Origin of the sequence: Streptomyces sp. NBC_01808 (assembly GCF_035917395.1) — a bacterium.
GTDB lineage: Bacteria > Actinomycetota > Actinomycetes > Streptomycetales > Streptomycetaceae > Streptomyces.
Map to the genome: position 1 here is coordinate 6877541 of NZ_CP109072.1, position 23721 is coordinate 6901261.

Annotated in this window: 22 protein-coding genes; 8 read left to right on the forward strand and 14 right to left on the reverse strand. The window is 73.0% G+C overall.

The genetic code is table 11. The features are described 5' to 3' along the window. The first annotated feature begins 25 nt into the window (after positions 1-25). The 3 genes from OG946_RS30340 (at position 26) to OG946_RS30350 (ending at position 4111) form a co-directional block, all read left to right on the forward strand. On the forward strand, positions 26-1309 hold the full coding sequence (locus OG946_RS30340; protein WP_326800410.1) for an SAV2148 family HEPN domain-containing protein: 1284 nt from the start codon (positions 26-28) through the stop codon (positions 1307-1309). Between the two features lie 159 nt (positions 1310-1468). Continuing rightward, positions 1469-2218: an exonuclease domain-containing protein gene (locus OG946_RS30345; protein ID WP_326799149.1), complete on the forward strand. Its 750-nt coding sequence runs from the start codon at positions 1469-1471 to the stop codon at positions 2216-2218. Between the two features lie 225 nt (positions 2219-2443). Then, entirely contained in the window at positions 2444-4111 is a 1668-nt protein-coding gene (locus tag OG946_RS30350) for an IS1182 family transposase (RefSeq protein WP_326794802.1), read from the forward strand. A 90-nt stretch (positions 4112-4201) separates the two neighbouring features. Here OG946_RS30350 and erm read toward each other — a convergent pair whose 3' ends face one another. Beyond that, positions 4202-5110 carry an ErmE/ErmH/ErmO/ErmR family 23S rRNA (adenine(2058)-N(6))-methyltransferase gene (gene erm / locus OG946_RS30355; RefSeq protein ID WP_326799150.1) on the reverse strand — a complete coding sequence of 303 codons (909 nt, stop codon included), beginning with the start codon at positions 5108-5110 and terminating at the stop codon, positions 4202-4204. Between the two features lie 450 nt (positions 5111-5560). Between erm and OG946_RS30360 the strand changes: the two genes are divergently transcribed. Next, complete coding sequence (locus tag OG946_RS30360; RefSeq protein ID WP_326799151.1) at positions 5561-6322, forward strand: nucleotidyltransferase domain-containing protein; 762 nt, start codon at positions 5561-5563, stop codon at positions 6320-6322. Between the two features lie 69 nt (positions 6323-6391). After that, positions 6392-7657 carry an MFS transporter gene (locus OG946_RS30365; RefSeq protein WP_326799152.1) on the forward strand — a complete coding sequence of 422 codons (1266 nt, stop codon included), beginning with the start codon at positions 6392-6394 and terminating at the stop codon, positions 7655-7657. Positions 7658-7742: 85 nt separating this feature from the next. Here the strand turns inward: OG946_RS30365 and OG946_RS30370 are convergent, their stop codons facing one another. Then, positions 7743-9638: an ABC transporter ATP-binding protein gene (locus tag OG946_RS30370; RefSeq protein ID WP_326799153.1), complete on the reverse strand. Its 1896-nt coding sequence runs from the start codon at positions 9636-9638 to the stop codon at positions 7743-7745. Between the two features lie 201 nt (positions 9639-9839). Here OG946_RS30370 and OG946_RS30375 point away from each other — a divergent pair, with 201 nt between their 5' ends. Next, a complete protein-coding gene (locus OG946_RS30375) occupies positions 9840-10580 on the forward strand; it encodes a hypothetical protein (protein ID WP_326799154.1) in 741 nt (246 codons plus the stop codon). Here OG946_RS30375 and OG946_RS30380 read toward each other — a convergent pair. Beyond that, on the reverse strand, positions 10489-11025 hold the full coding sequence (locus tag OG946_RS30380) for a DUF1707 and FHA domain-containing protein (protein WP_326800411.1): 537 nt from the start codon (positions 11023-11025) through the stop codon (positions 10489-10491). The two genes, OG946_RS30375 and OG946_RS30380, sit on opposite strands and share 92 nt — an antisense overlap. 147 nt (positions 11026-11172) lie before the next feature. Here OG946_RS30380 and OG946_RS30385 point away from each other — a divergent pair, with 147 nt between their 5' ends. Continuing rightward, on the forward strand, positions 11173-11655 hold the full coding sequence (locus tag OG946_RS30385; protein WP_326799155.1) for an NUDIX hydrolase: 483 nt from the start codon (positions 11173-11175) through the stop codon (positions 11653-11655). Between the two features lie 13 nt (positions 11656-11668). Here OG946_RS30385 and OG946_RS30390 read toward each other — a convergent pair whose 3' ends face one another. Together OG946_RS30390 and OG946_RS30395 are read right to left on the reverse strand one after the other, a co-directional pair. Continuing rightward, complete coding sequence (locus tag OG946_RS30390; protein WP_326799156.1) at positions 11669-12109, reverse strand: hypothetical protein; 441 nt, start codon at positions 12107-12109, stop codon at positions 11669-11671. Positions 12110-12230: 121 nt separating this feature from the next. Next, positions 12231-12851 carry a LysE family translocator gene (locus OG946_RS30395; RefSeq protein ID WP_326799157.1) on the reverse strand — a complete coding sequence of 207 codons (621 nt, stop codon included), beginning with the start codon at positions 12849-12851 and terminating at the stop codon, positions 12231-12233. 97 nt (positions 12852-12948) lie between these two features. On the opposite strand from OG946_RS30395, the gene OG946_RS30400 reads away from it, so the two are divergent. Then, the gene (locus tag OG946_RS30400) at positions 12949-13872 is read left to right on the forward strand and encodes a bile acid:sodium symporter family protein (protein ID WP_326799158.1); all 924 of its coding nucleotides are present in this window, start codon (positions 12949-12951) and stop codon (positions 13870-13872) included. On the opposite strand, the gene OG946_RS30405 is transcribed toward OG946_RS30400, so the two are convergent. The 9 genes from OG946_RS30405 to OG946_RS30445 form a co-directional block, all read right to left on the reverse strand. Then, on the reverse strand, positions 13799-14968 hold the full coding sequence (locus OG946_RS30405) for an alpha-hydroxy-acid oxidizing protein (protein WP_326799159.1): 1170 nt from the start codon (positions 14966-14968) through the stop codon (positions 13799-13801). The two genes, OG946_RS30400 and OG946_RS30405, sit on opposite strands and share 74 nt — an antisense overlap. Beyond that, positions 14965-17259: an MMPL family transporter gene (locus OG946_RS30410; RefSeq protein WP_326799160.1), complete on the reverse strand. Its 2295-nt coding sequence runs from the start codon at positions 17257-17259 to the stop codon at positions 14965-14967. Before OG946_RS30410 ends, OG946_RS30405 begins: the two co-directional genes overlap by 4 nt. Positions 17260-17510: 251 nt before the next feature. After that, entirely contained in the window at positions 17511-18452 is a 942-nt protein-coding gene (locus tag OG946_RS30415; RefSeq protein ID WP_326799161.1) for an ABC transporter permease, read from the reverse strand. Then, the gene (locus OG946_RS30420) at positions 18439-19242 is read right to left on the reverse strand and encodes an ABC transporter ATP-binding protein (protein WP_326799162.1); all 804 of its coding nucleotides are present in this window, start codon (positions 19240-19242) and stop codon (positions 18439-18441) included. The genes OG946_RS30415 and OG946_RS30420 overlap by 14 nt, the downstream gene beginning before the upstream one ends. 33 nt (positions 19243-19275) lie before the next feature. Continuing rightward, positions 19276-20394: an ABC transporter substrate-binding protein gene (locus tag OG946_RS30425; protein WP_326799163.1), complete on the reverse strand. Its 1119-nt coding sequence runs from the start codon at positions 20392-20394 to the stop codon at positions 19276-19278. 184 nt (positions 20395-20578) lie between these two features. Further along, the gene (locus OG946_RS30430) at positions 20579-20974 is read right to left on the reverse strand and encodes a rhodanese-like domain-containing protein (protein ID WP_326799164.1); all 396 of its coding nucleotides are present in this window, start codon (positions 20972-20974) and stop codon (positions 20579-20581) included. Then, on the reverse strand, positions 20974-21453 hold the full coding sequence (locus tag OG946_RS30435; RefSeq protein ID WP_326799165.1) for a cysteine dioxygenase: 480 nt from the start codon (positions 21451-21453) through the stop codon (positions 20974-20976). The genes OG946_RS30430 and OG946_RS30435 overlap by 1 nt, the downstream gene beginning before the upstream one ends. A gap of 368 nt (positions 21454-21821) precedes the next feature. Continuing rightward, positions 21822-22631, reverse strand: coding sequence for an ABC transporter ATP-binding protein (locus OG946_RS30440; RefSeq protein ID WP_326799166.1), 810 nt, complete (start codon positions 22629-22631; stop codon positions 21822-21824). A 3-nt stretch (positions 22632-22634) separates the two neighbouring features. After that, on the reverse strand, positions 22635-23654 hold the full coding sequence (locus tag OG946_RS30445) for an ABC transporter substrate-binding protein (protein ID WP_326799167.1): 1020 nt from the start codon (positions 23652-23654) through the stop codon (positions 22635-22637). Positions 23655-23721 lie beyond the last annotated feature (67 nt).

Genomic DNA, 23721 nt, shown 5'->3' on the forward strand with positions numbered 1-23721 from the left:
GCTGGGCGCGGAAGGCGGTACGGGCGTGGGTGCGGGCGGTCTTGAGCTGCCCCCGGCAGGCGGTCCCGAGGATGAGGGCCGCGGGGGCGGCGGCTCGACCGAGCCGCCACCGGGTGCGCCACCGCCGCCCGGGACGGTGTCGCTGGCCCGGCCGATGGAGATCGGCGCGGAGATCGGCTGGGGCCAGGACGACTGGGACGAGGTACGCACCCGCGCGGCGCGCGCGGGCCGGGCGTATATCTGGCTGAACGTCGTCGAGCAGCGGCTGCGCTCCGTCGTCGCCTCGGTGCTGCGCCCCGTCTACGAGCCGGTGCACGGCGAGGACTGGGTCGTCGCCGCGGCGGGTCCGGCGGGCCAGGAGTGGGTGCAGCGGGCGGTCGCGGTGCGGGAGGTCAGCCGGCGCAAGGGCTACCTGCTGGACCCCGCCGACGACAACGTCATCAGTTTCCTGACGCTGCCGCAGTTGCGCGAGCTGATGGTGCAGCACTGGCCGTGCTTCGAGCCGTACCTCGACGACCGCCGCGACCTGGAGCTGGCGCTCGACGAACTGGAGGTCGCCCGCAACGTCGTCTCCCGCAACCGCGCGCTCTCCGGCACTGTGCTGGCGCAGGCCGAGCGCGCGGCGAGCCGGCTGCTGCGCCTCCTCGGCGCCGACGACCAGCCGCCGTCCGCGGACCGGCTGCCGGTGGACGCGGTGGAGGACCTGGTCGGCGACCGGTACGCGGACGTGGTCGGCGTCCACCCCGACCGGGTCGGGCTGCAGCGGGCGCTGCCCGCGGAGGACCTCTTCGGCGGCGCCCGGCGGCTGGACGCGATCGGCATCGGGCTCAACCTGCTGGTGCAGAACTACTCGGGCCGCCGGCTGGGCCGGCTCGCGGAGGGCGGCTGCCGGATCCGGCTGCTCTTCCTCAACCCGGCGAGCAGCACGGTGCGCCGGCGGGAGCGCGAACTGGGCATGAAACGGGGCGAGTTGGCGCGGGCGGTGGAGACGAACATCATCCACATGCGCCGCGTCCGGTCGCGGCTGCGCCCGCAGGGCGGCGGGGACGCGGCGGGGTCGTTCGAGATCCGGGTCTTCGACGAGACGCCGCGGTTCACGGCGTACCTGATCAACGGCGACCGGCCGGACGGGCTCGGCGTGGTGCAGACGTACCTGCGGCGGGCGCGCGGCGCGGAGGCGCCGGCGCTGGTGCTGCGGGCGGCGCGGCGGGAGCTGGTGCACGGGGAGGGCGGCGGCGAGCCGGGGCTCTTCGAGGTGTACCGGGAGGAGTTCGAGAGCTTCTGGACGGACGCGCGCCCGGTCTCCTGACGGCCGCCGCGCGCTCGTCCGCACCCTCCTCCGCGCCCCTTCCGCAAGTCCCTTGTCTACGCGCCTTGAACGCTCCCCGATATCCGGAATCTGCAGGTCCGGTATGTCAGTGGCGGGTGAGAGTGTGGAGTCACTGGCCACGGAGCAGGGAGGGCGCCCATGGGGTGGTACGGGGAGCTGCTGGTCGGCTTCGACCTGGAAACGACCGGGACGGACCCGGGGGAGGCGCGGATCGTCTCCGCCGCCGTCGTGGAGGCTGTTCGCGGCGTCCCGGCCCGCAGGCGGGAGTGGCTGGCCGACCCGGGTGTTCCGGTGCCGCCGGAGACGACCGCGATCCACGGGATCACCGACGAGCGGGCGACGGCCCACGGCCGTCCTGCGGCGGAGGTCGCGGACGAGGTGGCGGACGCGCTGGCGGCGCACTGGAAGCGCGGCGTGCCGGTCGTCGCGTACAACGCCACGTTCGATCTGACGCTGCTGGCAGCGGAGTTGCGCCGCCACGGGCTCGCGTCGATGCGCGAGCGGCTGGGCGGCGGGGAGGAGGGCCCGGTGATCGATCCGTACGCGATGGACCGGACGGTGGACCCGTTCCGGGAGGGCAAGAGGACGCTGGAGGCGGTCTGTGTGGAGTACGGGGTGGTGCTCGGCCGCGCGCACGACGCCGCGGAGGACGCGCTGGCGGCGGTCCGGCTGGCGGTGGCGATAGCCGAGCGGTACGGGGACGTGGCGTCGGCCGGCGCGTGGGACCTGCACCGCGGCCAGGCGGGCTGGCACGCGGAGCGGGCGGAGGGCTACCGCCAGTGGCTCGCCCGCCAGACCCGCGACGCGGCGTCGGCCCCGGTGCCGGACGCGACGGCGGCGGAGCCGGTGCCGAAGAGGGGCTACGGGCCGGACGGGGCGGTGGCGTAGCGGAGGGGGAGCGCCCGGCGCGGCAGGGGAGTCGACGCCGGCCCCCCGGCTGGGGGGCGGGGGAGTGACAGCAGAGCGCGGTTGCTCCCGGAGGACACCAGACAACCGGCCCCCGCCCGCCTTGCCTTGCGACGCTGTTGGTTTATTCGGGGGCTCGCGTGACGTCGGCCTTCAGGACCCGGTTGTGGTCTTGAAGGCCGACGTTGTCGTATGGGGTGGGTGCGCATGTCGATGCAGCCGAAGGGGTCTGAGGAGATTCCGGCGGAGACGGTGCGGGTGGCGCGAGCCGCGTTTCCGAAGGGCAGTCTGGCGATCCGGGTCCGGGACGAGCTGGGACCGCTGTTTGGTGATGAGGAGTTCGCGGACCTGTTCCCGGCGCGGGGGAAGCCTGCCTGGTCACCGGGCAGGCTGGCGCTCGTGCTGGTGTTGCAGTTCGTGGAAGGGCTCACCGACCGGCAGGCGGCGGAGGCGGTGCGGGCGCGGATCGATTTCAAGTACGCCCTCGGACTGGACCTCGGTGATCCCGGGTTCGACTTCTCGGTGCTCTCGGAGTTCCGGGACCGTCTGGTCGGGGCGGAAGCCGGGCGGCGGGTGCTGGACGGCATCCTGGCCGCGGCTGGGGAAAGCGGGCTGCTGAAGACCACAGGCCGGGCACGGACCGACTCCACGCATGTGCAGGCCGCGGCCCGGCAACTGTGCTGGCTGGAGCTGGTCACCGAGACCCTGCGATCGGCGCTCAACGAGATCGCCCAGGCCGCCCCCGGCTGGCTGCGCGAAGTCGCGGAACCGGACTGGTTCAAGCACTACGCCACCAGGGCCGAGGACTCCCGTTTCCCCAAGTCCCGTGCCAGGCGGGACGAGATGGGCCTGCGGATCGGGACGGACGGGACACGACTGCTCGAAGCCGTCTTCGGCCCCCGGGCACCCGACGGACTGCGCACGCTGGAGCGGGTGGAAACCCTGCGCCAGGTCTGGGTCCAGCACTTCCACCAGGTGGAGGGCGAGGTGAGGCGACGGGACCCAAAAGACCGGCCGCCGGGCGCAAACCGCCTGGTCACACCCTATGACACCGAGGCACGCGGCAGCGTCAAACGCGACACCCTGTGGGACGGATACAAGGTCCACCTCACCGAGACCTGCGAGCCGGACGTCCCGAACTTGATCACGAACGTGGCCACCACCGTCGCCACCGTCCCCGACATTTCGATGACCGACACGGTGCACGCCCAGCTTGCCGAAGCGGGCCGCCTGCCCGGCGAGCATCTGGTCGACGCCGGATACGTCGACGCACACCTGCTGGTCCACGCCCGCCGCGAGTACGGCGTCACGCTCACCGGGCCGGTCGCCGGCGTCATCAGCCACCAGTCCACCGCGAACAGCGGTTTCACCGGCGACGACTTCACCATCGACTGGGCGGGCGAGCAGGTCACCTGCCCCGGCGGCCAGACCACCCGCCGCTGGAACCCCGACCGCTCGCCCGAAGGCACCCCGGTGATCCGGGTCCGCTTCAACGCCAGCCAGTGCCGTCCCTGCCCGGTCCACGAGCAGTGCACCACCTCCAGCATCGGCCGGCGCCTGACCCTGCGGCCCCGCGAAGAACACGAAGCGCTCCGCCAGGCCCGCGCCGACCAGGACACCGACACCTGGAAGGACCACTACAAGATCCGCGCAGGAGTCGAAGGCACCATCTCCCAAGCCGTCGGACGCTGCGGCCTGCGCAGATCCCGCTACCAGGGTCTCGCGAAGACCAGCCTCCAGCACCAGCTCACCGGCGCCGCCATCAACCTTGCCCGCATCGACGCCCACCTGACCGACACACCCCGGGCCCGCACCCGCACCAGCCACTTCGCAGCACTTCGCCCCGCCGAGCCCATGCTCGACGGGGCGAAGTAGGACCAGCCCCCCGAATAAACCAACAGCGTCGCCTTGCCTTGCGGGCGGGGGCCGTTGCCGCGCTGCCCGGGCCCCCCGTTCAGCCCGGCGTCAGTGCAGCGTCTTGTGCAGGGTCAGCCACTGGGCCGGGGTGGCGTAGGCCACCACCGTGGTCTTCGGGAGGTCCGCTCTGCGGAAGGCCGCCGTCAGGCGGGCCGTCGGGTAGCCCGCGCGGCGCAGGGATGCGTACAGGGTGCCGCCCGCGCCGCCGAAGCCCGTCTCGACCATGCGGCGGTACGCCGCCTCCTCGCCCCGCGGCAGCAGCGGCTCCCCGCGGCGGTCGATCCGCAGCACCGCCGAGTCCACCCGCGGCACCGGCCGGAAGGACGCCCGCGGCACCCGACCGCGCAGCCGCCACCCGTGCCACGGCCAGGTGCGCACGGTCAGCAGGCTCCAACGCCCGTAGTCCCCGGTGCGCTTGCGGGCGTACTCGACCTGGGTGACGAACGTCGCCGACTCCAGCCGCGGCGCGCGCAGGCACCAGTCGACGATCTCGGAGGTCCGCGCGTACGGGACGTTGCCCACCACCGCGAACGGCTCGCGCGGCGGCCGGGCGGTGAGGAAGTCCTGCCCCACGACGCGGACATGGGGGTGGACGGCCAACCGGGTGCGCAGGCCGGGGAGCAGCCGGCGGTCGATCTCGTAGGCGATCAGCTCCCGGCAGTGCGGCGCCAGCGCCTCGGTCAGCGTGCCGGTGCCGGCGCCGACCTCGACGACGAGCCCGCCGCCGGCCTCCGGCGCCGCGAGCCGCACCACGCGCCGCGCGACGGCGGGTCCGGCCAGGAAGTTCTGGGAGAGGGAGAGGGTTTTCGAGTGGGACCGGGAACGGCCGCCGCCCCGGGGGCCGGTGCCCCGGCCCTCCTCCGGGGAGCCGCGGCGGCGGTTCGTCCGGGCGTTGCCGCCCGTGGTCGCGCGGGCGTCGGCGCGACGGTTCGTATCGGAGTCCGCGCGTGCGGACATGCGTCGGTGAGAGCGGGCCACAGCCTGCCGTCCTTCCGGAAAGAAGTGCGTTCCTGGACTGGCGGATGGCCCTGGCCGGGCAGCGCGACGTCGGCCCTCGGCGGGGCACGTGAACGTGGCGGGAAAGGCCCGGCGGGCGCGCTCAGCGCGCGATGATCGCGGGGCCTGCGACGGAGTCGCTCAGCGGGAAAGCCGTCCCGGGCTGCCGGTCAGGGCGCCGGGACCACGCGGGGGCGATACGGCACGAGGGAGAAGAGCGCGCGCCACGGACCTGCGTGGTCCCCGGCGCACACGATCAGCGTGCCCACGGCGTCTCCCTGCCTCGGATGCACTTCAGTCCCCACCCTAACCGCCCGCCCATCGCCCGCGCACACCGTTTCCCGGCCCCGGCCCCGCACGCTCGGTGCAGGGGCTGCTACGCTCCCGCCTGGGCCGGACCCGGGAGCGAGATTGACCACCGCTGCCTTTCCCACCTCCCTGCACCGCACGGTGCTCGAGGTGGTGCTGACGGAACTGCGCGCGGACCCCGACGTCCGCGGCGTCCTGCTGTCCGGATCCCTCGCCCGCGGCACCGGACGCCCCGACTCCGATCTCGACGTCCTCGTGGTCACCGCCCTCGACCCGGTACGCCGCGCCCCCTGGCGGTCCCGCCGCCGCCCGCTGCCCGTCGACCTCGTGCCCCGCACCGCCGAGCAGTGGCGCTCCTGCTTCTCCCCGCACCGCGTCGGCGACGAGTCCTGGGGCTACGCCTTCCTCGACGGCGTACTGCTGCACGACCCCGACGGCGCAGTGGCCCAGCTCATGGCCGATGCCGCGACCATCCACGCCGGCTACCGCACCCCCGCACCCGTCAAGGCGCACTACGCCGAGCTATGGACCCACGTCGTACCCAAGATGGAGGCCGTCCGCCAGCGCGGCGACGCCGTGGAGACGGGCTGGGCGGCGGCCGTGATGACCAACGAGCTGATCCGCACCCTCTGGGCGGCCAACGACCTGCCCAACCCCTCGCTCGACCTCGGCACCTGCCAGCGCCACCTCGACGACCTCAAGGCCCCCGCCGGCGCCACCGACCTGATGCGCGCCGTGCTGCGCGCCGCCCCGCGGGACGCGCTGCGGCTGCAGTTGGAGCTGGTCGCGGACGTCCTGCCGCTGCTGGCCGCGCGCGACGCCGCACCCCCGCCGCCGGGTGCGAAGGGCGGAGCATACCGCTAGCGGGGTCCCCGGGGCGGGACGAACGCGCTCCGTTTTCCCCCCGCCCCGGCGGCACGGCAAGCTCCCTCCATGGCATACGCATCCCCCTGGCGCGTGCCCGCCTTCCGACGGCTGTACGCCGCCACCGCCGCCGATCAGATCGGCAACCAGGTCGGCCATCTCGCCCTGCCGCTGGTGGCGCTCGGTCTCGGCGCGAGCCCCGGTCAGATCGGCCTGCTGGCCGCGCTCGGCACCTCCGCGTACCTGCTGATCGGCCTGCCCTCCGGGGTGTGGGTCGACCGGCTCGGCTGCGTGCCGGTGCTGGTGACCGCCGCCCTGGCGCGGGTCGTGCTGCTCACCGCCGTGCCGCTGGCCTGGTGGTTCGGCATGCTCACGCTGCCGCACCTGTACGCGGCCGTGCTGCTGGCCGGCTGCGCCACGGTCTTCTTCGACGTCGCCTCGCACAGTTGCCTGCCCGCGGTGGTCGGGCGGGAGGCGCTGGTGCGGGCGAACGCGGGCGTCGTCAGCCTGTACGCGGTCGGCAGCGTCGCCGGCCGCGGGGTGGGCGGGCTGCTCGTGGAGGTGCTGACGGCGCCGGTCGCGGTCGCGGCGCAGGCCGTCAGCCACCTCGCCGCGGCCGTATCGCTCACCGGCATCCGCGGCGGTACCTCGCGCCGCACGCCGTCGGCGCCCGCCGCCTCGCGCCGGCTGGCCGCCGAGATGCGCGACGGGCTGCGGCATGTGCTGGGCAGCCGCGAGCTGCGCTCGCTCGCGCTCGGCGCCGCGCTCGCCAACCTTGGGGCGCAGACCGTCAACACGATGGTCCCGGTGCTCTTCGTCCGCCAACTCGGGCTGCCCGCCTGGCTGCTGGGCGGCTACTGGGTGCTCTGCGGCGCCGCCACCTTCGTCGGTGCCCGGCTCGCCCGGCCGCTCGCCGCCCGGCGGGGGTGCGGGTGGACGCTGGCCACCGCGGGGCTGTGCGTGGCGCCGGCGGCGCTGCTCGTACCGCTGCTGAGCCGGCCGCCGTGGCTGTGCGTGGCGGGGGCCGCGGGGATGGCGCTGGTGTCGGTGAAGATCGGCATCGACAACGTGCTGGGGCTGAGCCTGCGGCAGGGGCTGACGCCCGACGCGCTGCTGGGCCGGATGAACGCCACCTTCCGCTTCCTGCTGATGGGTTCTGTCGCGCTGGGCTCGGCGCTCTCCGGGGTGATCGGGGAGTTCGCGGGGGTAGGGGCGGCGCTGTGGACGGGGGCCGTGGTCCTGGCGGTGGCGGCGCTGCCGCTGTACTTCTCGCCGGTGCGCACCCGCCGCCACCTGCCTGACACACCCGTCCCCGAGCCGGACCCGGTCGCCTGACGCCACCCCACCGCCGCCGTGCCCGCGGGGCCCGTACGCCGCGCGCCGGTACGGGCCCGCGCCCCCGTCCCCGTACGCCTCCGTCCTACGCCTCCTGCGCCACCAGCTCCCCGGCCCCGCCGTCCTCCGCGAACTGCGTGCGGTACAGCTCCTCGTACCGCCCGCCGACCGCCAGCAGCTCCGCGTGCGTGCCCCGCTCCACGATCCGGCCCGCCTCCACCACCAGGATCTGGTCCGCGGCCCGCACCGTGGACAGCCGGTGCGCGATGACCACCGCCGTGCGCCCGGCCAGCGCCTCCGCCAGCGCCTCCTGCACCGCCGCCTCCGACGTGGAGTCCAGGTGCGCGGTGGCCTCGTCCAGCACCACCACGCGCGGCTCCGCGAGCAGCAGCCGGGCGATCGTCAGCCGCTGCCGCTCGCCGCCCGACAGCCGGTAGCCCCGCTCGCCGACGACGGTGTCCAGACCCTCCGGCAGCGCCGCCATCAGCTCCTCAAGGCGCGCCTTGCGCAGCGCGTCCCACAGGTCGGCGTCGCTCGCGTCCGGCCGCGCCAGCAGCAGGTTGTCGCGGACCGACTCGTGGAAGAGATGCCCGTCCTGGGTGACCATGCCCAGCGTCGCCCGCACCGAGGCGGCCGACACGTCGCGGACGTCCACGCCGCCGAGACGGACCGTGCCGCCGTCCGTGTCGTACAGCCGCGGGATGAGCTGCGCGATCGTCGACTTGCCCGCGCCCGAGGAACCGACGAGGGCGACCATCCGGCCCGGCTCCGCGCGGAACGACACCCCGTGCAGCACCTGCGCGCCGGCCTTGGTGTCCAGCACGGCGACCTCCTCCAGCGAGGCGAGCGACACCTTGTCGGCGGCCGGGTAGCCGAAGTCCACCCCGTCGAACTCCACCGCCACCGGGCCCTCCGGCACCTCCCGCGCGTCCGGCTTCTCGGCGACCAGCGGCTTGAGGTCCAGCACCTCGAAGACCCGCTCGAAGCTGACCAGCGCGCTCATCACCTCCACCCGCGCCCCGGCCAGCGAGGTCAGGGGCGCGTACAGCCGGGTGATCAGCAGGGCGAGGGCGACGACGGAGCCCGCGTCCAGGGTGCCGCGCAGCGCGAACCAGCCGCCGAGGCCGTAGACGAGCGCGAGGGCGAGCGCGGAGACCAGGGTGAGGGCGGTGATGAAGAGCGTCTGCACCATCGCCGTGCGGATCCCGATGTCCCGTACGCGCGCCGCCCGCTCCCGGAACTCCGCCGACTCCCGCTCCGGCCGCCCGTACAGCTTGACGAGCGTGGCGCCGGCCGCCGAGAACCGCTCGGTCATCTGGGTGCCCATCGCGGCGTTGTGGCCCGCGGCCTCGCGCTGCAGCCGGGCGAGCCGGGCGCCCATGCGGCGGGCGGGCAGCACGAAGACGGGCAGCAGCACGAGCGCGAGGAGGGTGATCTGCCAGGAGAGCCGCAGCATGACGGCGAGCGTGAGCAGCAGGGTCACCAGGTTGCCGACGACGCCGGAGAGGGTGTTGCTGAACGCGCGCTGGGCGCCGAGGACGTCGTTGTTGAGCCGGCTGACGAGGGCGCCGGTGCGGGTGCGGGTGAAGAACGCGACGGGCATGCGCTGCACGTGGTCGTAGACCGCGGTGCGCAGCTGGAGGATGAGCCCTTCGCCGATACGGGCCGACAGCCACCGCGCCACCAGCCCGAACCCCGCCTCGGCGACGGCGATGGCGGCGATCAGCAGCGCCAGGGAGACGACCCGGCCCCGGTCGGCGTCGCTGACGATGGCGTCCACGACCCGGCCGGCGAGCAGCGGCGTGGCCACGGCCAGTGCCGCGGTCACCACGCTGAGCAGCAAGAACCACTTCAGCAGGCGCCGGTGCGGCTGGGCGAACCGCCAGATCCGGCCGAGCCCGGCCCGCGACAGCGGGCGCTTGTCCCGCTGCGCGGTGACCGTACTGTGGAGCGACTGCCAGGCGGTGGCCTGCATGTCCATCGGGTTCTCCCGTCTCGTGGTGCGCGGCCGGGTGCGGCGGCCTGCCCCGTAAAGCTAGAACTTCAACCCTGGTTCAGTGCAACCGCGGAGTGTCGGAGGCCGCGGGTAGAGTCGTGGGCGGCCCGGGGGAGGGGCCTCGATAGCCGGGGGACGCGCATGCGAACCGGAGCCAAAGCAGTTTTATGCCCGGTGCTCGCCGGGATGGCCGCACTGGCCGTGTTCGGCGTCACCCACATCTACCAGGCGCTCGCCAGCGGCGACGACCGCCCCGACGTGCCGACGGGACCGCCCAGCGCGGCCGAAGTGCGCACCACCGCCCGTGACTTCCTCGCCGCCCGGGCCGACCGGCGCCCCGGCGCCGCCGCCCGGCTGACGGACTACGCCGCGGAGGCACAGCCGGTGCTCGGGGCGTACCTCACGGACGCCCTGGTGCGGAAGGTCACGCTGGAGCCGGGCGCGGCCCGGGGCGCCACGGTGCCGTTCTCGGTGACGGCGCGGATCGTGGCCGAGGGCCACGCGAAGACGTGGACGTACGACTCCGAGCCGACGGTCGTACGCGGCCGGACGACCGGCAGGCCGCTGGTCGACTGGGACCCCTCCGTCGTGCACCCGGCGCTTGCCGGCCAACCACCGGCTGGTGAAACCCGGGAGGGCGGGACCCCGCAGGTGGTCGCGGTCGACGCGGACGGCAGGACGCTGAGCGAGGAGAAGTACCCGTCGCTCGGCCCGGTCTTCGCCCAGCTGCGCGAGCGGTACGCGGGGAAGCTGCGCGGCGAGCCCGGCATCGAGGTGCTCGTCGAGCGGACCGACGGCGCGCAGCGCACCCGGCCGCTGGGCGCGGGCGGCGGGGTCAGCGGGGCGTCAGCAGGTACCGGGTGTGGCCGAAGCCCAACTGGTCGCCCGGCCGCACCGGCGCCTCGCCCGTCAGCCGGCGGCCGTTGATGAACGTCCCGTTCGTCGAGCCGAGGTCCCGCAGCAGCCACACCCCGCTCGCGCACCGCAGCTCCGCGTGCATCCGCGAGACCGTCTCCTCCATCAGCCGCAGCCCGTTGCGCGGATCCCGCCCTATGCGCAGCGGGAGCGTGCCCGGCGCCGGGAGCATCAGCGGCGGCAGCCGCTCCGCCTGCCACGCCTGCTTCACCCGCACCCCGAGCGACGACGCCTTGGCGACCGTGCCGAGGATCGCCCGCGTCAACCGCCCCTCGCGCGGCGGCAGATCGGCGGTCAGAGCCGCCAACTGCTCATGGGAGTGGGCGGCGAACGCCAGGTCCACGCGGGCCAGGAACGTGTCCTGGGACAGCCGGCCCTCGGCCGCGCCGTCGCGCAGCAACTCGATCGCCCTGTCCCGCTCTTCGTCGGAGACGCGCGGGGTCCCCGCCGGATACATGGGGAACGAGGAAGACGTGGGGTGGTCGGAGCCTGACACCTTCGAATTGTCGGGCTGGGCGACGGCGGGTGTCCAGTACGCTTCCGTTCCCGTACGTACCCGTGACAAATGATCGGCGCACCGGCCACAGCGGTTAGGCTCGGCCGCATGCGCACACCCCGCCGCGCCGCCCGCCTCGCGCTCCTCGACCCGGACGGCGCGATCTTCATGTTCCGCTACGACGACGTGGAGGCCGGCATCCACTGGGCCACCCCCGGCGGCGGCCTCGACCCCGGCGAGAGCCCGCGCGCGGGCGCGGTGCGCGAGCTGCACGAGGAGACCGGCTGGACGGACGTCGCGGCCGGCGAGCTGCTGTGCACCTGGGTGCACGACTTCACCCGGCAGGGCGTGCCGGTGCGCCAGCACGAACACATCTACCTGGCCGCCGGGCCGCGCCGCGAGCCCACCGCGGAGGCGGTCGCGCGGCACTCGGAGGACCGCATCCTCGGCTGGCGGTGGTGGTCTCCGGCGGAGGTGGCGGAGCCGTACGAGCCGCTGTGGCCGCCGCCGTTGGCCCGCCTGCTCACCGCCCCGCGCGGCGGTCCTGTGGACCTGGGGTACCTCCCCGTCGCTCCTTCGCACCGCGCGTAGCACCGGATACGCGCTATCCGGCGTCCTCGGTCGTGACGAACTCGCGGTCCGCCACCGACATGCCTTCCGGCGTGCCCCGAAAGATCCAGTAGCCGGACTCCTCCGGCGGGTCGCCCGCGCGGAACGTGCCGACGACCAGGTCGTCGTCCCCGTCCGTGTCGAGGTCGGCGAGGTAGAGCTGCCAGCCGAAGAAGTGGTCCGCGTTCCGGCGCAGCCCCGGCTTCGCCCCCACGTCCTGTGGCACGACGACCTGCGTGCCGTCCACGGCGAGACCGCCGGCGCCGCCCAGGGGCACCGCGACCTCGCCCTCGTCGCCGCTCGGGGCGTGGGACGTGGCGAGGTCGTCCGTCCCGTCGCCGTTCACGTCGCCGGCGACGTACCCCAGGCCGACCCGACCGACGGCCGCGAGTATCCGTCCCGATGCGGCGAGGGCGCCGCCTGAGCGCACGTACATGGCGCACGAGTCTGCGGCGCGCGGTGCACGGGCGCGTAACGTTCCGGTCAGGGTCGCATTCCGTCCCGTACGCCTCCCACGTACCAACGCGCCCGCCCACCAACGCGCCCACGCGCCCCGCTCAGTGCTCCACGGCCAGCCGGAGCCCCAGCGCCACCAGCACCGTGCCGGACACCTGCTCCAGCCGCTTGCGCACGCCCGCCCGCGACAGCAGCCCCTTCAGCCGCCCCACGAACCACACGTACACCGCGTACCAGCCGACCTCGTACACCGCCCACAGCGCCGCGAACGCGACCGTCGTCGCCAACTGCGGCGCCGACGCGGGCACGAACTGCGGCAGGAACGACATCGCGAAGATGCCCACCTTCGGATTCGCCAGGTTCAGCAGCAGCCCCGAGCGGTACGCCCGCCACGACGTGACCTCGGGCCCCGCCCGGTCCGCGAACTCCGCCACCGCCCCCCGCCGCGCCGCGCGCAGCGCCTGCACCCCGAACCAGACCAGCACCGCCGCGCCGACCCAGCGCATCACGTCGTACGCCATCTGCGAGGCCGCCAGCAGCGCCGTGAGCCCGAACGCGGCGACCGCGCCCCACAGGAAGACGCCCGTCTCGTTGCCGAGGACGGTCATCATCCCGGCGCGGCGGCTGTGCATCGAGTTGCGGATGATCAGGACCGTGCTGGGTCCCGGCGTGGCGGCGATCAGCGTGCAGGCCCCGAGGAAGGCGAGGAGTGTCGTGAGCATGCGCCATCCTGGGCCGGGCGCAAGCGGAGGCGCCATCGAATTAACGAGACACTTCCGGCATGGACAGCGCGCCGTGCGCCCCGGCAGTCTGGTGCGCGTGAACTCCCCGGTAACGACCGTCATGATGCCCGTCGTCCTCGCCGTCATCATGTACGGCCTCGGGCTGGGCCTCACGCTCGCCGACTTCCGGCGGGTGAAGCACCACCCCCGGGCCGTCGCCGTCGCGCTGCTGTGCCAGGTCCTGCTGCTGCCCGCCGCCTGCTTCGGGCTGGTGCTCGCCTTCGACCTGGCGCCCGCGTACGCGGTGGGGATGATGCTGCTCGCCGCGTCGCCCGGCGGGGCCGTCGCCAACTACTACAGCCGGCTCTTCGGCGGCGACGTCGCCCTCAACATCACGCTCACCGCCGTCAATTCGGCGCTCTCGCTCTTCTCCCTGCCGCTGATCGTCAACTTCTCACTGGAGTACTTCGACGTCGGCCGCGACTCCCTCGGGCTCAACTACGACAAGATCCTCCAGGTGTTCGCGATCGTGCTGATCCCCGTCGGGCTCGGCATGCTGACCAGGACCCGCGCCCCGCGGGTCAGGGAGCGGATCGACCGGCCGGTGCGGGCGGCGTCCCTCTTCGGGCTCTTCCTGGTGATCGTCGGCGTGGCCTGGGCGGAACGGGACCGGATCGCCGACTCGTTCGTGGACCTCGGGCCGATCACGTTCCTGTTCACGCTGGTCTCGCTGGCCGTCGGCTACGGGGCCACCCGGCTGGTGCGCGCGGCGCACCCGCAGGCCGTGGCGTGCTGCTTCGAGATCGGCATGCACAACGTGGGCCTGGCCATGACCATCGCCATCAGCCCCACCCTGCTGGACAGCACCGCGATGGCCATGCCGGGCGCCGTGTACGCCGTCCTCAGCTACGTCGCCGCCACCGCCGTGGGCTACGCGCTGCGGGCCATCAGCCCGGAAGCCGCCGCACGTCGCCGGGGCCCAGTTCGCGCACCGAGCGGTGACCGGACAGCCCCAGGGTGAGGTCGAGGTCGGCGAGCAGGCTGCGCAGCACGTGCGTCACGCCCGCCTCGCCGCCGTGCGCGAGGCCGTAGGCGTACGGCCTGCCGTACAGCACCGCACGCGCGCCCAGCGCCAGGGCCTTGAGCACGTCGGCCCCGGTCCGTACGCCCGAGTCGAAGAGCACCTCGACCCGGTCGCCGACCGCCTCGGCGACCTCCGGCAGCACGTCGAGCGACGCGACCGCGCCGTCGACCTGCCGGCCGCCGTGGTTGGAGACGACGACGCCGTCCATGCCCGCGGCCGCGGCCCGGCGGGCGTCGTCCGGGTGCTGGACGCCCTTGAGCAGGATCGGCCCGTCCCAGTGCTCCCGCAGGAACGGCAGCCGGTCCCACGTCCGGTCCGTACCGGTGAACATCGGCACCCAGCGCAGCACCGCAGCGCCCAGGTCCTCCTCCGGCGGCTTCTCCAGCCCCGCGCGGAACGCCGGGTCGGAGAAGGCGACGGCGGTGCCGACGCCGCGGATGAACGGCAGGTAGGCGGCGTCGAGATCGCGCGGGCGCCAGGCCAGCGTCCAGGTGTCGAGGGTGACGACGAGGGCGGTGAAGCCGGCCGCGCGGGCGCGCGCCAGGATGCTGGCGCACACCTCGTCGTCGTTCGGCCAGTAGAGCTGGTACCAGCGCGGGCCCGTGCCGCTCGCCTCCGCGACCTCCTCGATGGTGTACGAGGAGGCCGTGGACATCACCATCGGGATGCCGAGGGCGGCGGCGGCACGGGCCGTGGCCAGTTCGCCGTCGGGGTGCACGATCGACTGCACCCCGACGGGCGCCAGCAGTACGGGCGCGGGGAGCGCGGTGCCCAGCACGGTGGTGGCGGGGCTCCGCTCGGTGGCGCCGGTCAGCATGCGCGGGACGAGGCGGACCCGGTCGAACGCCGACCGGTTGGCCCGGGCGGTGGCGCCCGAGCCGGCCGCGCCCGCGACGTACCAGAACGGACCGTCCGCCAGCCGTTCGCGCGCGGACTGCTCCAGCGCGGTGAGGTCGGTGGTGAACGGCGGCAGCTCGTCCGCCAGCCCGTTCAGATAGATCTCGTTCTGGTAGTTGCCGAACGGCAGGTTCATCGGCGGCTCCCTTCGACCAACGGAGAGTCTGCGGGAACCGGCGGCGGAACGCTACCCATCGGTACCGGCTGCGGCTCGGCGTGCTCCAGGTCGGGCAGCCGGCGCAGCGCCTTCGGGAAGTACCAGTTGCGCTCGCCGAGCAGCGCCATCACCGCGGGCAGCAGCACGCCGCGGATGATCGTCGCGTCGATCAGCACGGCCGTCGCCAGGCCGACGCCCATCTGCTTCATGGACTGCATCGACAGCGTGCCGAAGATCGAGAACACCGCGACCATGATGACGGCCGCGCTGGTCACCACGCCCGCGGTGGTGATCACCCCGTGCGAGATGGCGTCGGCGGTGCTCCGCCCCTGCGCCCGCGCCTCCTTGATCCGCGAGACCACGAACACGTGGTAGTCCATGCTCAGCCCGAAGAGGATGACGAAGAGGAACAGCGGCAGCCAGGCGACGATCGCCCCGACGCCCTCGGCGCCGACCAGGCCCGCGCCCCAGCCGTGCTGGAAGACCATCGTCAGCACGCCGTACGCGGCGCCCACCGACAGCAGGTTGAGCAGGATCGAGGTGACGGCGATCGTCAGCGACCTGAAGGCCATCAGCATCAGCAGGAAGGCGAAGGCCACCACGAAGAGGAAGACCGGCACCACCGCGCCGACGAGCTGGTCGTTGAAGTCCTTGCTCCCCGCGACCTGGCCGCCGACCGGCGCCTCCACGCCGTCCACCGCCTCCAGCGTCACCGGCCGGATCTCGTCGCGCAGCAGCGCGAGGCTCTTCTCCGCCTTGTCCTGGTCGGAGCCGCCGACGAGGGGCACCTCGATGATGGCGACGTTCTTCTCGTCGTAGACCTGGATGTCGATCGGGCCCTTGGACGCGCCCGTGTCCAGCGCCTGCTCCTCGAAGTCGACGATGGCCTTGCGGACCTCGGGCGCGTTGATGTCGTCGGCCTTGACGACCACCTCGGCGGGGTCGGAGCCGCCGGGGAACGCCTCGTTGATCCGGTCGTAGGTCTGCACGATCGGCAGCGAGTCGCCGAACTCCTGGTCCAGCGTGAGGTTCGCGGTGTTCATGCCCACCGCCGGCAGGGCGATCGCCGCCAGCGCGCCGGTGGCCACGATCACCGCGGCCTTCGGCCGGCGCAGCACGCGCGTCAGCACGGCCCGCCACACCCGGCTCTCGCCGCCGGCGTTGGTCTTGCCGCGCTTGAGCCGCGCCAGGAACGGCACCCTGCCCTTCTCGACCCGCTCGCCGAGCAGCGACAGCATCGCCGGCAGCACGGTCACCGAGCCGACCATGGCCACCGCGACCACCATCAGCGACGCGACGCCCATCGCCGCGAAGTCGGCGAGGCCGGTGAAGAGCATGCCGCACATCGCGACGATGACCGTGATACCGGAGACCAGCACCGCGCGCCCGGAGGTGGCGGCGGCGATCTCCAGCGCGGTCCGCGCGTCCCGGCCCTTGGCCCGCTCCTCGCGCTCGCGGCGCAGGTAGAACAGGCAGTAGTCGACGCCGACGGCCAGCCCCACCAGCAGCATCACCGAGTCGGCGACGTCGCTCATCGGCTGCACGTGGCTCACCACGCCCATCAGGCCCATCGTGGCCACGATCGCGGTGATCGCCAGCACCATCGGCAGCAGCGCGGCCACGAAGGCGCCGAAGACGATCAGCAGGATGCCGAACGCGATCGGCACCGCCGAGTACTCCGCCTTCTTGAAGTCCTCGCCGAAGGCGTCGTCGAAGGTCTTCTCCATGCTGGCGCCGCCGATCTCCTCGATCAGCAGGCCCCGCGACCCGTGCGTGTCCTGGACCTCCGCGACCGCGTCGGTCACCGGCTCCACCCGGTCCGCCGCGGTCTCCGGGTCGCCCTTCATCCGGAACTGGACCAGCGCCGAGCGTCCGTCCGCGGAGATCGTGTCGCTCTCGTACGGCGAGACGACGTCCGTCACCTCGCCGGTGCCCTCGACGGCCCGTACGACGTCCTCGACGGCCGTACGGAACTCGCTCGCCGACGCCTTCGGCCCGCCCTGCCGCGACTGGACGAGCACGCTCTCCCCGACCGGCTCGTCCACGCCCGCGTCTTCCAGGATCTTCGCGGACCGCCCGGTCTCGCCCGGGACCTCCTCGCTGTCGCTGACCTCCGCCCGCCCCGCCGCGGAGCCGGCGACCGTCGCCAGCACCACGAACAACACCCAGATACCCACCGCGGCCCAGCGGTGGGTGACGCTCCAGCCGCCGACGGCCGCGGCGACGCCCTGACGCCGCTTCGTATGCCTCGGCGCTCTCGGTGCCCCCATCGTCCTTCTCCCTCGTGCGCGGCGGCGGCACACTGCCCCCACCTGCCGATACGACGCTAGAGAAGGCGGGGCGCGGACCCCATCGTGCTGGCTGGTGAACCCGATGGTGCTCAGCTCCACCGGAAGAAGGGGGGATAACCCCACCCCGGAGGAGTCATGTCCCTTACACGCATCACGCCGGGGACCGCTCCGGGCCTTGAGTTCAGGCCCGGAGCGGTCCCCGGCGGGTTCTCAGGGGAGAAGGCTCGCGGTCAGCGCGTCACGAGCAGCCCCCGGTTGCGCAGCACCCGGCGCTCCAGCGGGCCGAACACCAGCAGTTCGATGGCGACGCCGACGATCAGGATCAGCAGGATCGCGTTCAGCACGATCGCCATGTCCTGGTAGCCGCGGCCGGTCTCCAGCAACTGGCCCAGGCCCACCCCGAGATCGGGGGAGGTGGCGATGATCTCGGCGGCCATCAGCGACCGCCAGGAGAACGCCCAGCCCTGCTTGAGCCCGGCCAGATAGCCGGGCAGCGCCGCCGGCAGCAGCACGTGCCGTACGCCGTGCAGGCCGGTGGCGCCGATGACCTGGCCGGCGCGCAGATACAGCGGCGGGATCTGGCCGATGCCGGCGACCAGCCCGTTGGCGATCGACGGGACCGCGCCGAGCAGCACCACCGCGTAGATCATCGACGGGGTGAGGCCGAACCAGATGATGGCCGCCGGCACCCAGGCCACGGACGGCAGCGACTGCAGCCCGGTGAGGATCGGGCCGATCGCGGCGCGCACGAACGGCACCTTGGCGACGATCAGTCCGAGCGGGGTGCCGATGGCGATGGCGATGAGGAAGCCGAGCACGCCGCGGGACAGGCTCGTCCAGATGACGTCGAAGAGCGTGCCCTCGTACCACTGGTCGGCGAGCGCGTCCCAGACCTGGCCGGGGCCCGGCAACTGGTAGTCGGGCTTGACCTCCAGGACGTACAGCAACTGCCAGACGGCCACGACGAGGGCGACCGCGATGATCGGCGGCAGCACCTTCTGGAGCAGCACCTGGCGCAGCGGGGTACGCGCCGCGGTCCTGGTGTCGAGGGCGTCGAGGCCCGCTTCGAGCCCGGCGAGGCCGGCGGCGGAGTCCTCACCGGACTTCGCGCCGGACTTCGCCCCGGAGGCGCCGGACGTGCCGGTGCTGCCGGTGGTGTCAGTGCTTGCCATGGCGGCGGATCTCCCCTCGCAGCTCTTCTGTGATCTCCAGCGAGAGGTTGGCCACCTCGGTGTCCTCGATCCGGCGCGGCTGCGGAATGTCGATGGTCCACTCCCGGGCGATGCGCCCGGGGCGGGAGGACATGAGGATCACGCGCTCGGCGAGCTTGACGGCCTCGCGCACGTTGTGGGTGACGAAGAGCACGGAGACCTTCGTCTCCGCCCAGATGCGGGTCAGCTCGTCGTGCAGGACGTCGCGGGTGATGGCGTCGAGCGCGGCGAACGGCTCGTCCATCAGCAGCAGCCTGCTGTCCTGCGCGAGCGAGCGGGCCAGCGCGACGCGCTGGCGCATGCCGCCGGACAGCTCGTGCACCCGCTTGCCGTACGCGCCGCCCAGCCGGACGAGTTCGAGCAGGCGCTCCGCCTCGGTGCGGCGCTCGGCCTTGGCGAGCCCGCGCATCTTCAGCGCCAGCTCGATGTTCTTGCCCGCGGTCAGCCACGGGAAGAGCGCGTGCTCCTGGAACATCAGCGCCGGGCGCTGGCCGCCGGGTATCTCGATGGTCCCGGCGGTCGGCGCGTCCAGGCCGGCGACCAGGTTGAGCAGGGTGGACTTGCCGCATCCTGACGCGCCGAGCAGCGTGACGAACTCGCCGGGCGCGACGTCGACGGTGACGTCGTCGAGCGCCAGGAGCTGGGCCCCTGGGCGCCCGAACGTCTTGGACACGTGCGTGATGCGGGCCGCGGGCCCGTCCCCGGCCTGCGCGGAGCCGGCCGGGGCGTCGTCGGTGATGGCGGTGGACATCTCTTGCACCTCCCGGAGGTGAGGCGGGCAGAGCTACTTGACGCCGAGGCCGGCGTCGTCGACGGCGGGCCGGCCCTCGCTCTTGAGCACCTTGTTGAGGATGGACAGGTCGTAGATGCCGTCGGTCTTCGCCTCGTCGAGGAGGCCCGACTTGACGCTGTGGTCGGCCTGGTCGCCGAGGGTGGAGGCGAGCGGGTCGTCGGTGACCTCGATGTCGCCGAAGGCGCGGTCGAGCACCTCGTCGGGCAGCGGCTTGCCCGAGTACTCCTCGATCCCCGCGTTGACCAGGGTCTTGGCCTCGTCCGGGTTGTCCTTGATCCAGGCGTTGGTCTTCACCGAGCCGCGCACGACGGCCTCGACCACGTAGGGGTGGTCCTTGAGGAACGTCTGCGAGACGATCAGGTGGGTGGTGACGAACTTGCCGTCGTCCCACAGCTCCTTCTCGTTCAGCAGCACCTCGCCGCCCTTGGCGACCAGGTTGGAGGCGGTGGGTTCCGGCACCCAGGCGCCGTCGAGGCCGCCCTGCTGGAAGGTGGTCGGGATCTCCTTGTTGTCCTGGCGGATGACGAGCACGTCGCCCTTGCCGGACTGCGGGTCGACCTCCAGGCCCTCGCCGGCGAGGTAGTTGAGCAGGGCCACGTCCTGGGTGTTGCCGATCTGCGGCGTGGCGATCCGCTTGCCCTCCAGGTCGTCCAGGGACTTGATCTTGTCGGGGTTGACGACCAGCGAGGCGCCGCCGGAGGTGGCGCCCGCGACGATGCGCAGGTTGCGGCCGTCCGCCTGGGTGTAGCCGTTGATGGCGGGGGAGGGGCCGATCCAGGTCATGTCGACGGAGCCGGCGTTGAGCGCCTCGATGGCGGACGGTCCTGCGTTGAAGATCTGCGGCTTGACGGCGGTGCCGCCCAGCTCCTTGGTGATCAGGCCGTCGTCGCCGAGGCCGACCAGGGGGGTCGCGTGGGTCACGTTGCCGAAGAAGCCGATGTTGATCTCGTCGAGACCGCCGATCTTCTCGCCCTGGGCGGCGGGGGCCGCGTCGTCGCCCTTGTCGTCGCTGTCGGAGCCGTAACCGCAGGCGGTCAGGGCGAGCAGGGGGAGGGCGGCGGTGCCGGCGAGCAGGCGTATGGCCGCGCGGCGGCGGCGTGGTGCAGACACGGGAGGGTCATCCTCTCGGGTGGTTCCGGGATTCAACATCGTCTTTCCGAGTATCCCTATTGACTTAGTAGGGATAAGCCCATCGGGGCGGCTCGGTCAAGGGGGTTCTTGAGGCGTGGACGAATCGCCCGGCATACGGGCCGGGTTTTCGTACGCCTTTGCACGCCTTTGTGCAGGTGAGGCGTTACGGGAGCGTGACCGGCAGCCCGGCCGCCCGCCACGCCTGGAAGCCGCCGATCAGGTCGGTCGCCCGGGTCAGGCCGAGCGACCTGAGCGAGGCGGCGGCCAGCGACGAGGCGTATCCCTCGTCACACATGACGATCCAGTGCACCCCCGTGCCGGTGGCCTCGGCCACCGAGGCGCCGCTGGCGGGATCGCAGCGCCACTCCAGGTGGTTGCGCTCCACCAGCAGCGCCCCCGGCACGGTGCCGGAGGCGCGCCGCTGGAACTCGGGCCGGGTGTCCACGAGGACGGCGCCTTCGGCGAGGGCGGCGTACGCCTGCCGGGGGGTGAGGCGGTCCAGCGTGGCGCGTACGGCGGCGAGCGCGGCGTCGATCCCGGGGGCCCCGGCGGCGGCCATCAGTCGGTCACCGGGTCGGTACGGAGCGGGCGCAGGGCGCCGCCGGGCAGCTCGGCGAAGTACGACATCGCCGACAGAGCCGGCGCGTAGGCGTGGATGCTGACGGCCGGTGCCGTCCCGTTGTTGACCACCTCGTGGACGTACCGCGGCCCGAACGAGCGCAGCCCGCCCACGGCCAGCTCCCGCGCCCGCGGCGCGGCCGGCGGCGCGGGGAAGCTGCGCTCGGTGAGCACCCCGGAGACGACCGTGAACGCGCCCGCGGCGCCGCCGTGGTCGTGGACCTCGGTGCCCTGTCCCGGCAGCCAGGTCAGCAGCCAGACCTCGTGGCCGCCGGTCACCTCCAGCCGGGTGTGGAAGCGGGCCGCGGCGTCGAAGCGGACCGCGGGCCGCCAGCGGTCGGGCCGGCCGGCGAAGGCGCGGACCAGCTCGGCGAGCGCGGCGGTGGGCGGCGCGGGGGAGAGCGTCGGCGGGGTGGACATGGAGACCTCGTTCCGGGGTTCGTACGGGGGCGGGCTGAGTGAGCGGGCGGAAAGGGCCCGTTCGGAATCGAGCACCCGCGGCGTACACCCGGGTGCGGCCGTCTACGGACGGCCGCGGGGACACAGCGCGCTCGCCACGCGCACCAAGTCCACGTGGTGGCGGGCGAAGAAGCGCTGGTCGGTGGGCATGCACGCACGATCGCAGAGATGCGGCCGCACGCGCAATTCCCTTGCCCGGAAACGGAATTGCCGACGTAATTCCGAAACAATATGAAGCGTTTGTTAAATCTGCCGCGAGCGCGGATACGCCGCCGCCCGGGGCCCCGTGATGCGCGGGCCCCGGGCGGCGGCGTCGTACCGGTGGCGGGCTAGTGGGCGCCGCCCAGGAGGCCGCGGATGTGGGCCGCCAGGGTCTCGAACTCCGGCGCCGACATGACCTTCCCGTAGTCCCGGGCCGCCGGCAGGTCCACCGGCATCGTCTCGATGATCCGGCCCGGGCGGGCGCTCATGACCTCCACCCGGGTGCCGAGGTAGACGGCCTCCGAGATGGAGTGGGTGACCAGCACGATGGTCGTGCCCGTCTCCCGCCAGATGCGGTTCAGCTCGACGTTCAGGTGCTCCCGCGTCAGCGCGTCCAGCGCGCCGAACGGCTCGTCGAGCAGCAGCACCGGCGGCTCGTGCAGCAGCGCGCGGCACAGTGCCACCCGCTGCTGCATGCCGCCGGACAGCTCGTGCGGCAGGGCTTCCTCGAAGCCCTTCAGGCCCGTCAGCTCGATCAGCTCGTCGGCCCGGCGCGCCGCGGTCTGCTTGTCCATGCCGCGCATCTCGGCCTGGAGCAGGATGTTCTTCCGCGCCCCGCGCCACTGCAGCAGCGCGGCCCGCTGGAAGGCGAAGCCGATGTTGCGCTGCGGCCCGGTCACCTGCTTGCCCAGCAGGCTGACCTGGCCCGTCGTCGGCAGCACCAGGCCGGCGATCATCTTGAGCAGGGTCGACTTGCCGCAGCCCGAAGGGCCGAGGATGGAGACGAACTCACCGGGCTCGATCCGCATCGAGACCCCGTCGACCGCCGTGGTGCGACTGCGCTTCGTCGTGAAGGTGCAGGTCACATCGCGGATGTCGATGCTTGCGGACGCCGCCGCGTCGGTCGCGGCGGTCTTCTTCTGTTCGAGCTGCGGCACTGCTCACCCCTTAGCGGCGTACGACGCGTCCCAGTAGTCGGCGGGCTTCTTGGCCTCCTTCAGCATCCCGCCGTCCGACAGCAGGTCGATAGTCTCCTGCCACGACTCCTCGGAGTTGACGCCGATACCGCCGCCGTCGCCCTGCAGCAGCGGCAGGGTGTCCTTGAGCTGGTTGGCGAGCACGTTGTCCGGCGGCGGCTCGGTCGCGGCCTCGGACATGATCTTCACGGCCTCTTCCTGATTGGCCTCGACCTCCTGCCACGACTTCGTGGTGGCCCGGACGAACGCCTTGGCCAGCTCCGGGTCGTCGGCCAGCATCTTGTCGGAGGCGACGATGCCGGTGCCGAGGACGTTCATGCCGAAGTCGGAGAAGAGGATGTAGTCGACGGTCTCGCCGGTGGTGTTCTCGATCGTCGGGCCCTGGTCGTGGAAGAAGCCCATGATGGCGTCGACCTTGCCGGCGGCGAGCTGCGAGATCTTGTCCGCGGGCTGGACGTTGACGACCTTGACCTTCGACGGGTCGACGTCGTTGGCCTCCAGCCAGCCGGGGAAGGTGGCGTACATCGCGTCGCCCGGCGTGCCCGCGACGGTCTTGCCCTCCAGGTCGGCCGGCTCCTTGATGTTCTCGTCGGAGACGAACTGCACGGAGGACGGGCCCTTCTGGAGGTAGACCCCGAGGCTCTTGACCCCCATGCCCTCGCCTATGCCGGCCATCAGCGGCGGGGTGTCGGCCCAGCCGAAGTCGGTCTTGTTCTGCGCGACCTGCTGGATGGTGGCCGCGGAGCCGTTGCCGGGCTTGATCTCCAGGTCGATGCCCTCGTCGGCGTAGAAGCCCTTCTCCACGCCGTAGTAGAAGGCGGCGTGCTCCCCGTACGGCACCCAGTTGAGCGTCAGCGTGACCTTCTTGCCGTTGCCGTCGCCGCCTGAGTCGCCGCCGTCGTCGTCCGACGTGTCGGGGGCGCAGCCGGCGGCGGCGGCGAGCAGCGCGCTCAGCAGGGTGAGTGTCGCCGCGGTGCGTTTCATGTCGTTGCCTTCCTGGGTGGTCCGGTACTGCGGGATACGGGCTGCGGTGCCATGGCCGCGAACGGGC

What these genes read in the sequence shown, in the direction of transcription:
- OG946_RS30345 (WP_326799149.1), top strand. Translation starts at nt 1,469, where the DNA reads ATGGGGTGGTACGGGGAGCTGCTGGTCGGCTTCGACCTGGAAACGACC.
- OG946_RS30350 (WP_326794802.1), top strand. Translation starts at nt 2,444, where the DNA reads ATGTCGATGCAGCCGAAGGGGTCTGAGGAGATTCCGGCGGAGACGGTG.
- erm (WP_326799150.1), bottom strand. Translation starts at nt 5,110, where the DNA reads ATGTCCGCACGCGCGGACTCCGATACGAACCGTCGCGCCGACGCCCGC.
- OG946_RS30365 (WP_326799152.1), top strand. Translation starts at nt 6,392, where the DNA reads ATGGCATACGCATCCCCCTGGCGCGTGCCCGCCTTCCGACGGCTGTAC.
- OG946_RS30370 (WP_326799153.1), bottom strand. Translation starts at nt 9,638, where the DNA reads ATGGACATGCAGGCCACCGCCTGGCAGTCGCTCCACAGTACGGTCACC.
- OG946_RS30375 (WP_326799154.1), top strand. Translation starts at nt 9,840, where the DNA reads ATGGCCGCACTGGCCGTGTTCGGCGTCACCCACATCTACCAGGCGCTC.
- OG946_RS30380 (WP_326800411.1), bottom strand. Translation starts at nt 11,025, where the DNA reads ATGTATCCGGCGGGGACCCCGCGCGTCTCCGACGAAGAGCGGGACAGG.
- OG946_RS30385 (WP_326799155.1), top strand. Translation starts at nt 11,173, where the DNA reads ATGCGCACACCCCGCCGCGCCGCCCGCCTCGCGCTCCTCGACCCGGAC.
- OG946_RS30390 (WP_326799156.1), bottom strand. Translation starts at nt 12,109, where the DNA reads ATGTACGTGCGCTCAGGCGGCGCCCTCGCCGCATCGGGACGGATACTC.
- OG946_RS30395 (WP_326799157.1), bottom strand. Translation starts at nt 12,851, where the DNA reads ATGCTCACGACACTCCTCGCCTTCCTCGGGGCCTGCACGCTGATCGCC.
- OG946_RS30405 (WP_326799159.1), bottom strand. Translation starts at nt 14,968, where the DNA reads ATGAACCTGCCGTTCGGCAACTACCAGAACGAGATCTATCTGAACGGG.
- OG946_RS30410 (WP_326799160.1), bottom strand. Translation starts at nt 17,259, where the DNA reads ATGGGGGCACCGAGAGCGCCGAGGCATACGAAGCGGCGTCAGGGCGTC.
- OG946_RS30415 (WP_326799161.1), bottom strand. Translation starts at nt 18,452, where the DNA reads ATGGCAAGCACTGACACCACCGGCAGCACCGGCACGTCCGGCGCCTCC.
- OG946_RS30420 (WP_326799162.1), bottom strand. Translation starts at nt 19,242, where the DNA reads ATGTCCACCGCCATCACCGACGACGCCCCGGCCGGCTCCGCGCAGGCC.
- OG946_RS30430 (WP_326799164.1), bottom strand. Translation starts at nt 20,974, where the DNA reads ATGGCCGCCGCCGGGGCCCCCGGGATCGACGCCGCGCTCGCCGCCGTA.
- OG946_RS30435 (WP_326799165.1), bottom strand. Translation starts at nt 21,453, where the DNA reads ATGTCCACCCCGCCGACGCTCTCCCCCGCGCCGCCCACCGCCGCGCTC.
- OG946_RS30445 (WP_326799167.1), bottom strand. Translation starts at nt 23,654, where the DNA reads ATGAAACGCACCGCGGCGACACTCACCCTGCTGAGCGCGCTGCTCGCC.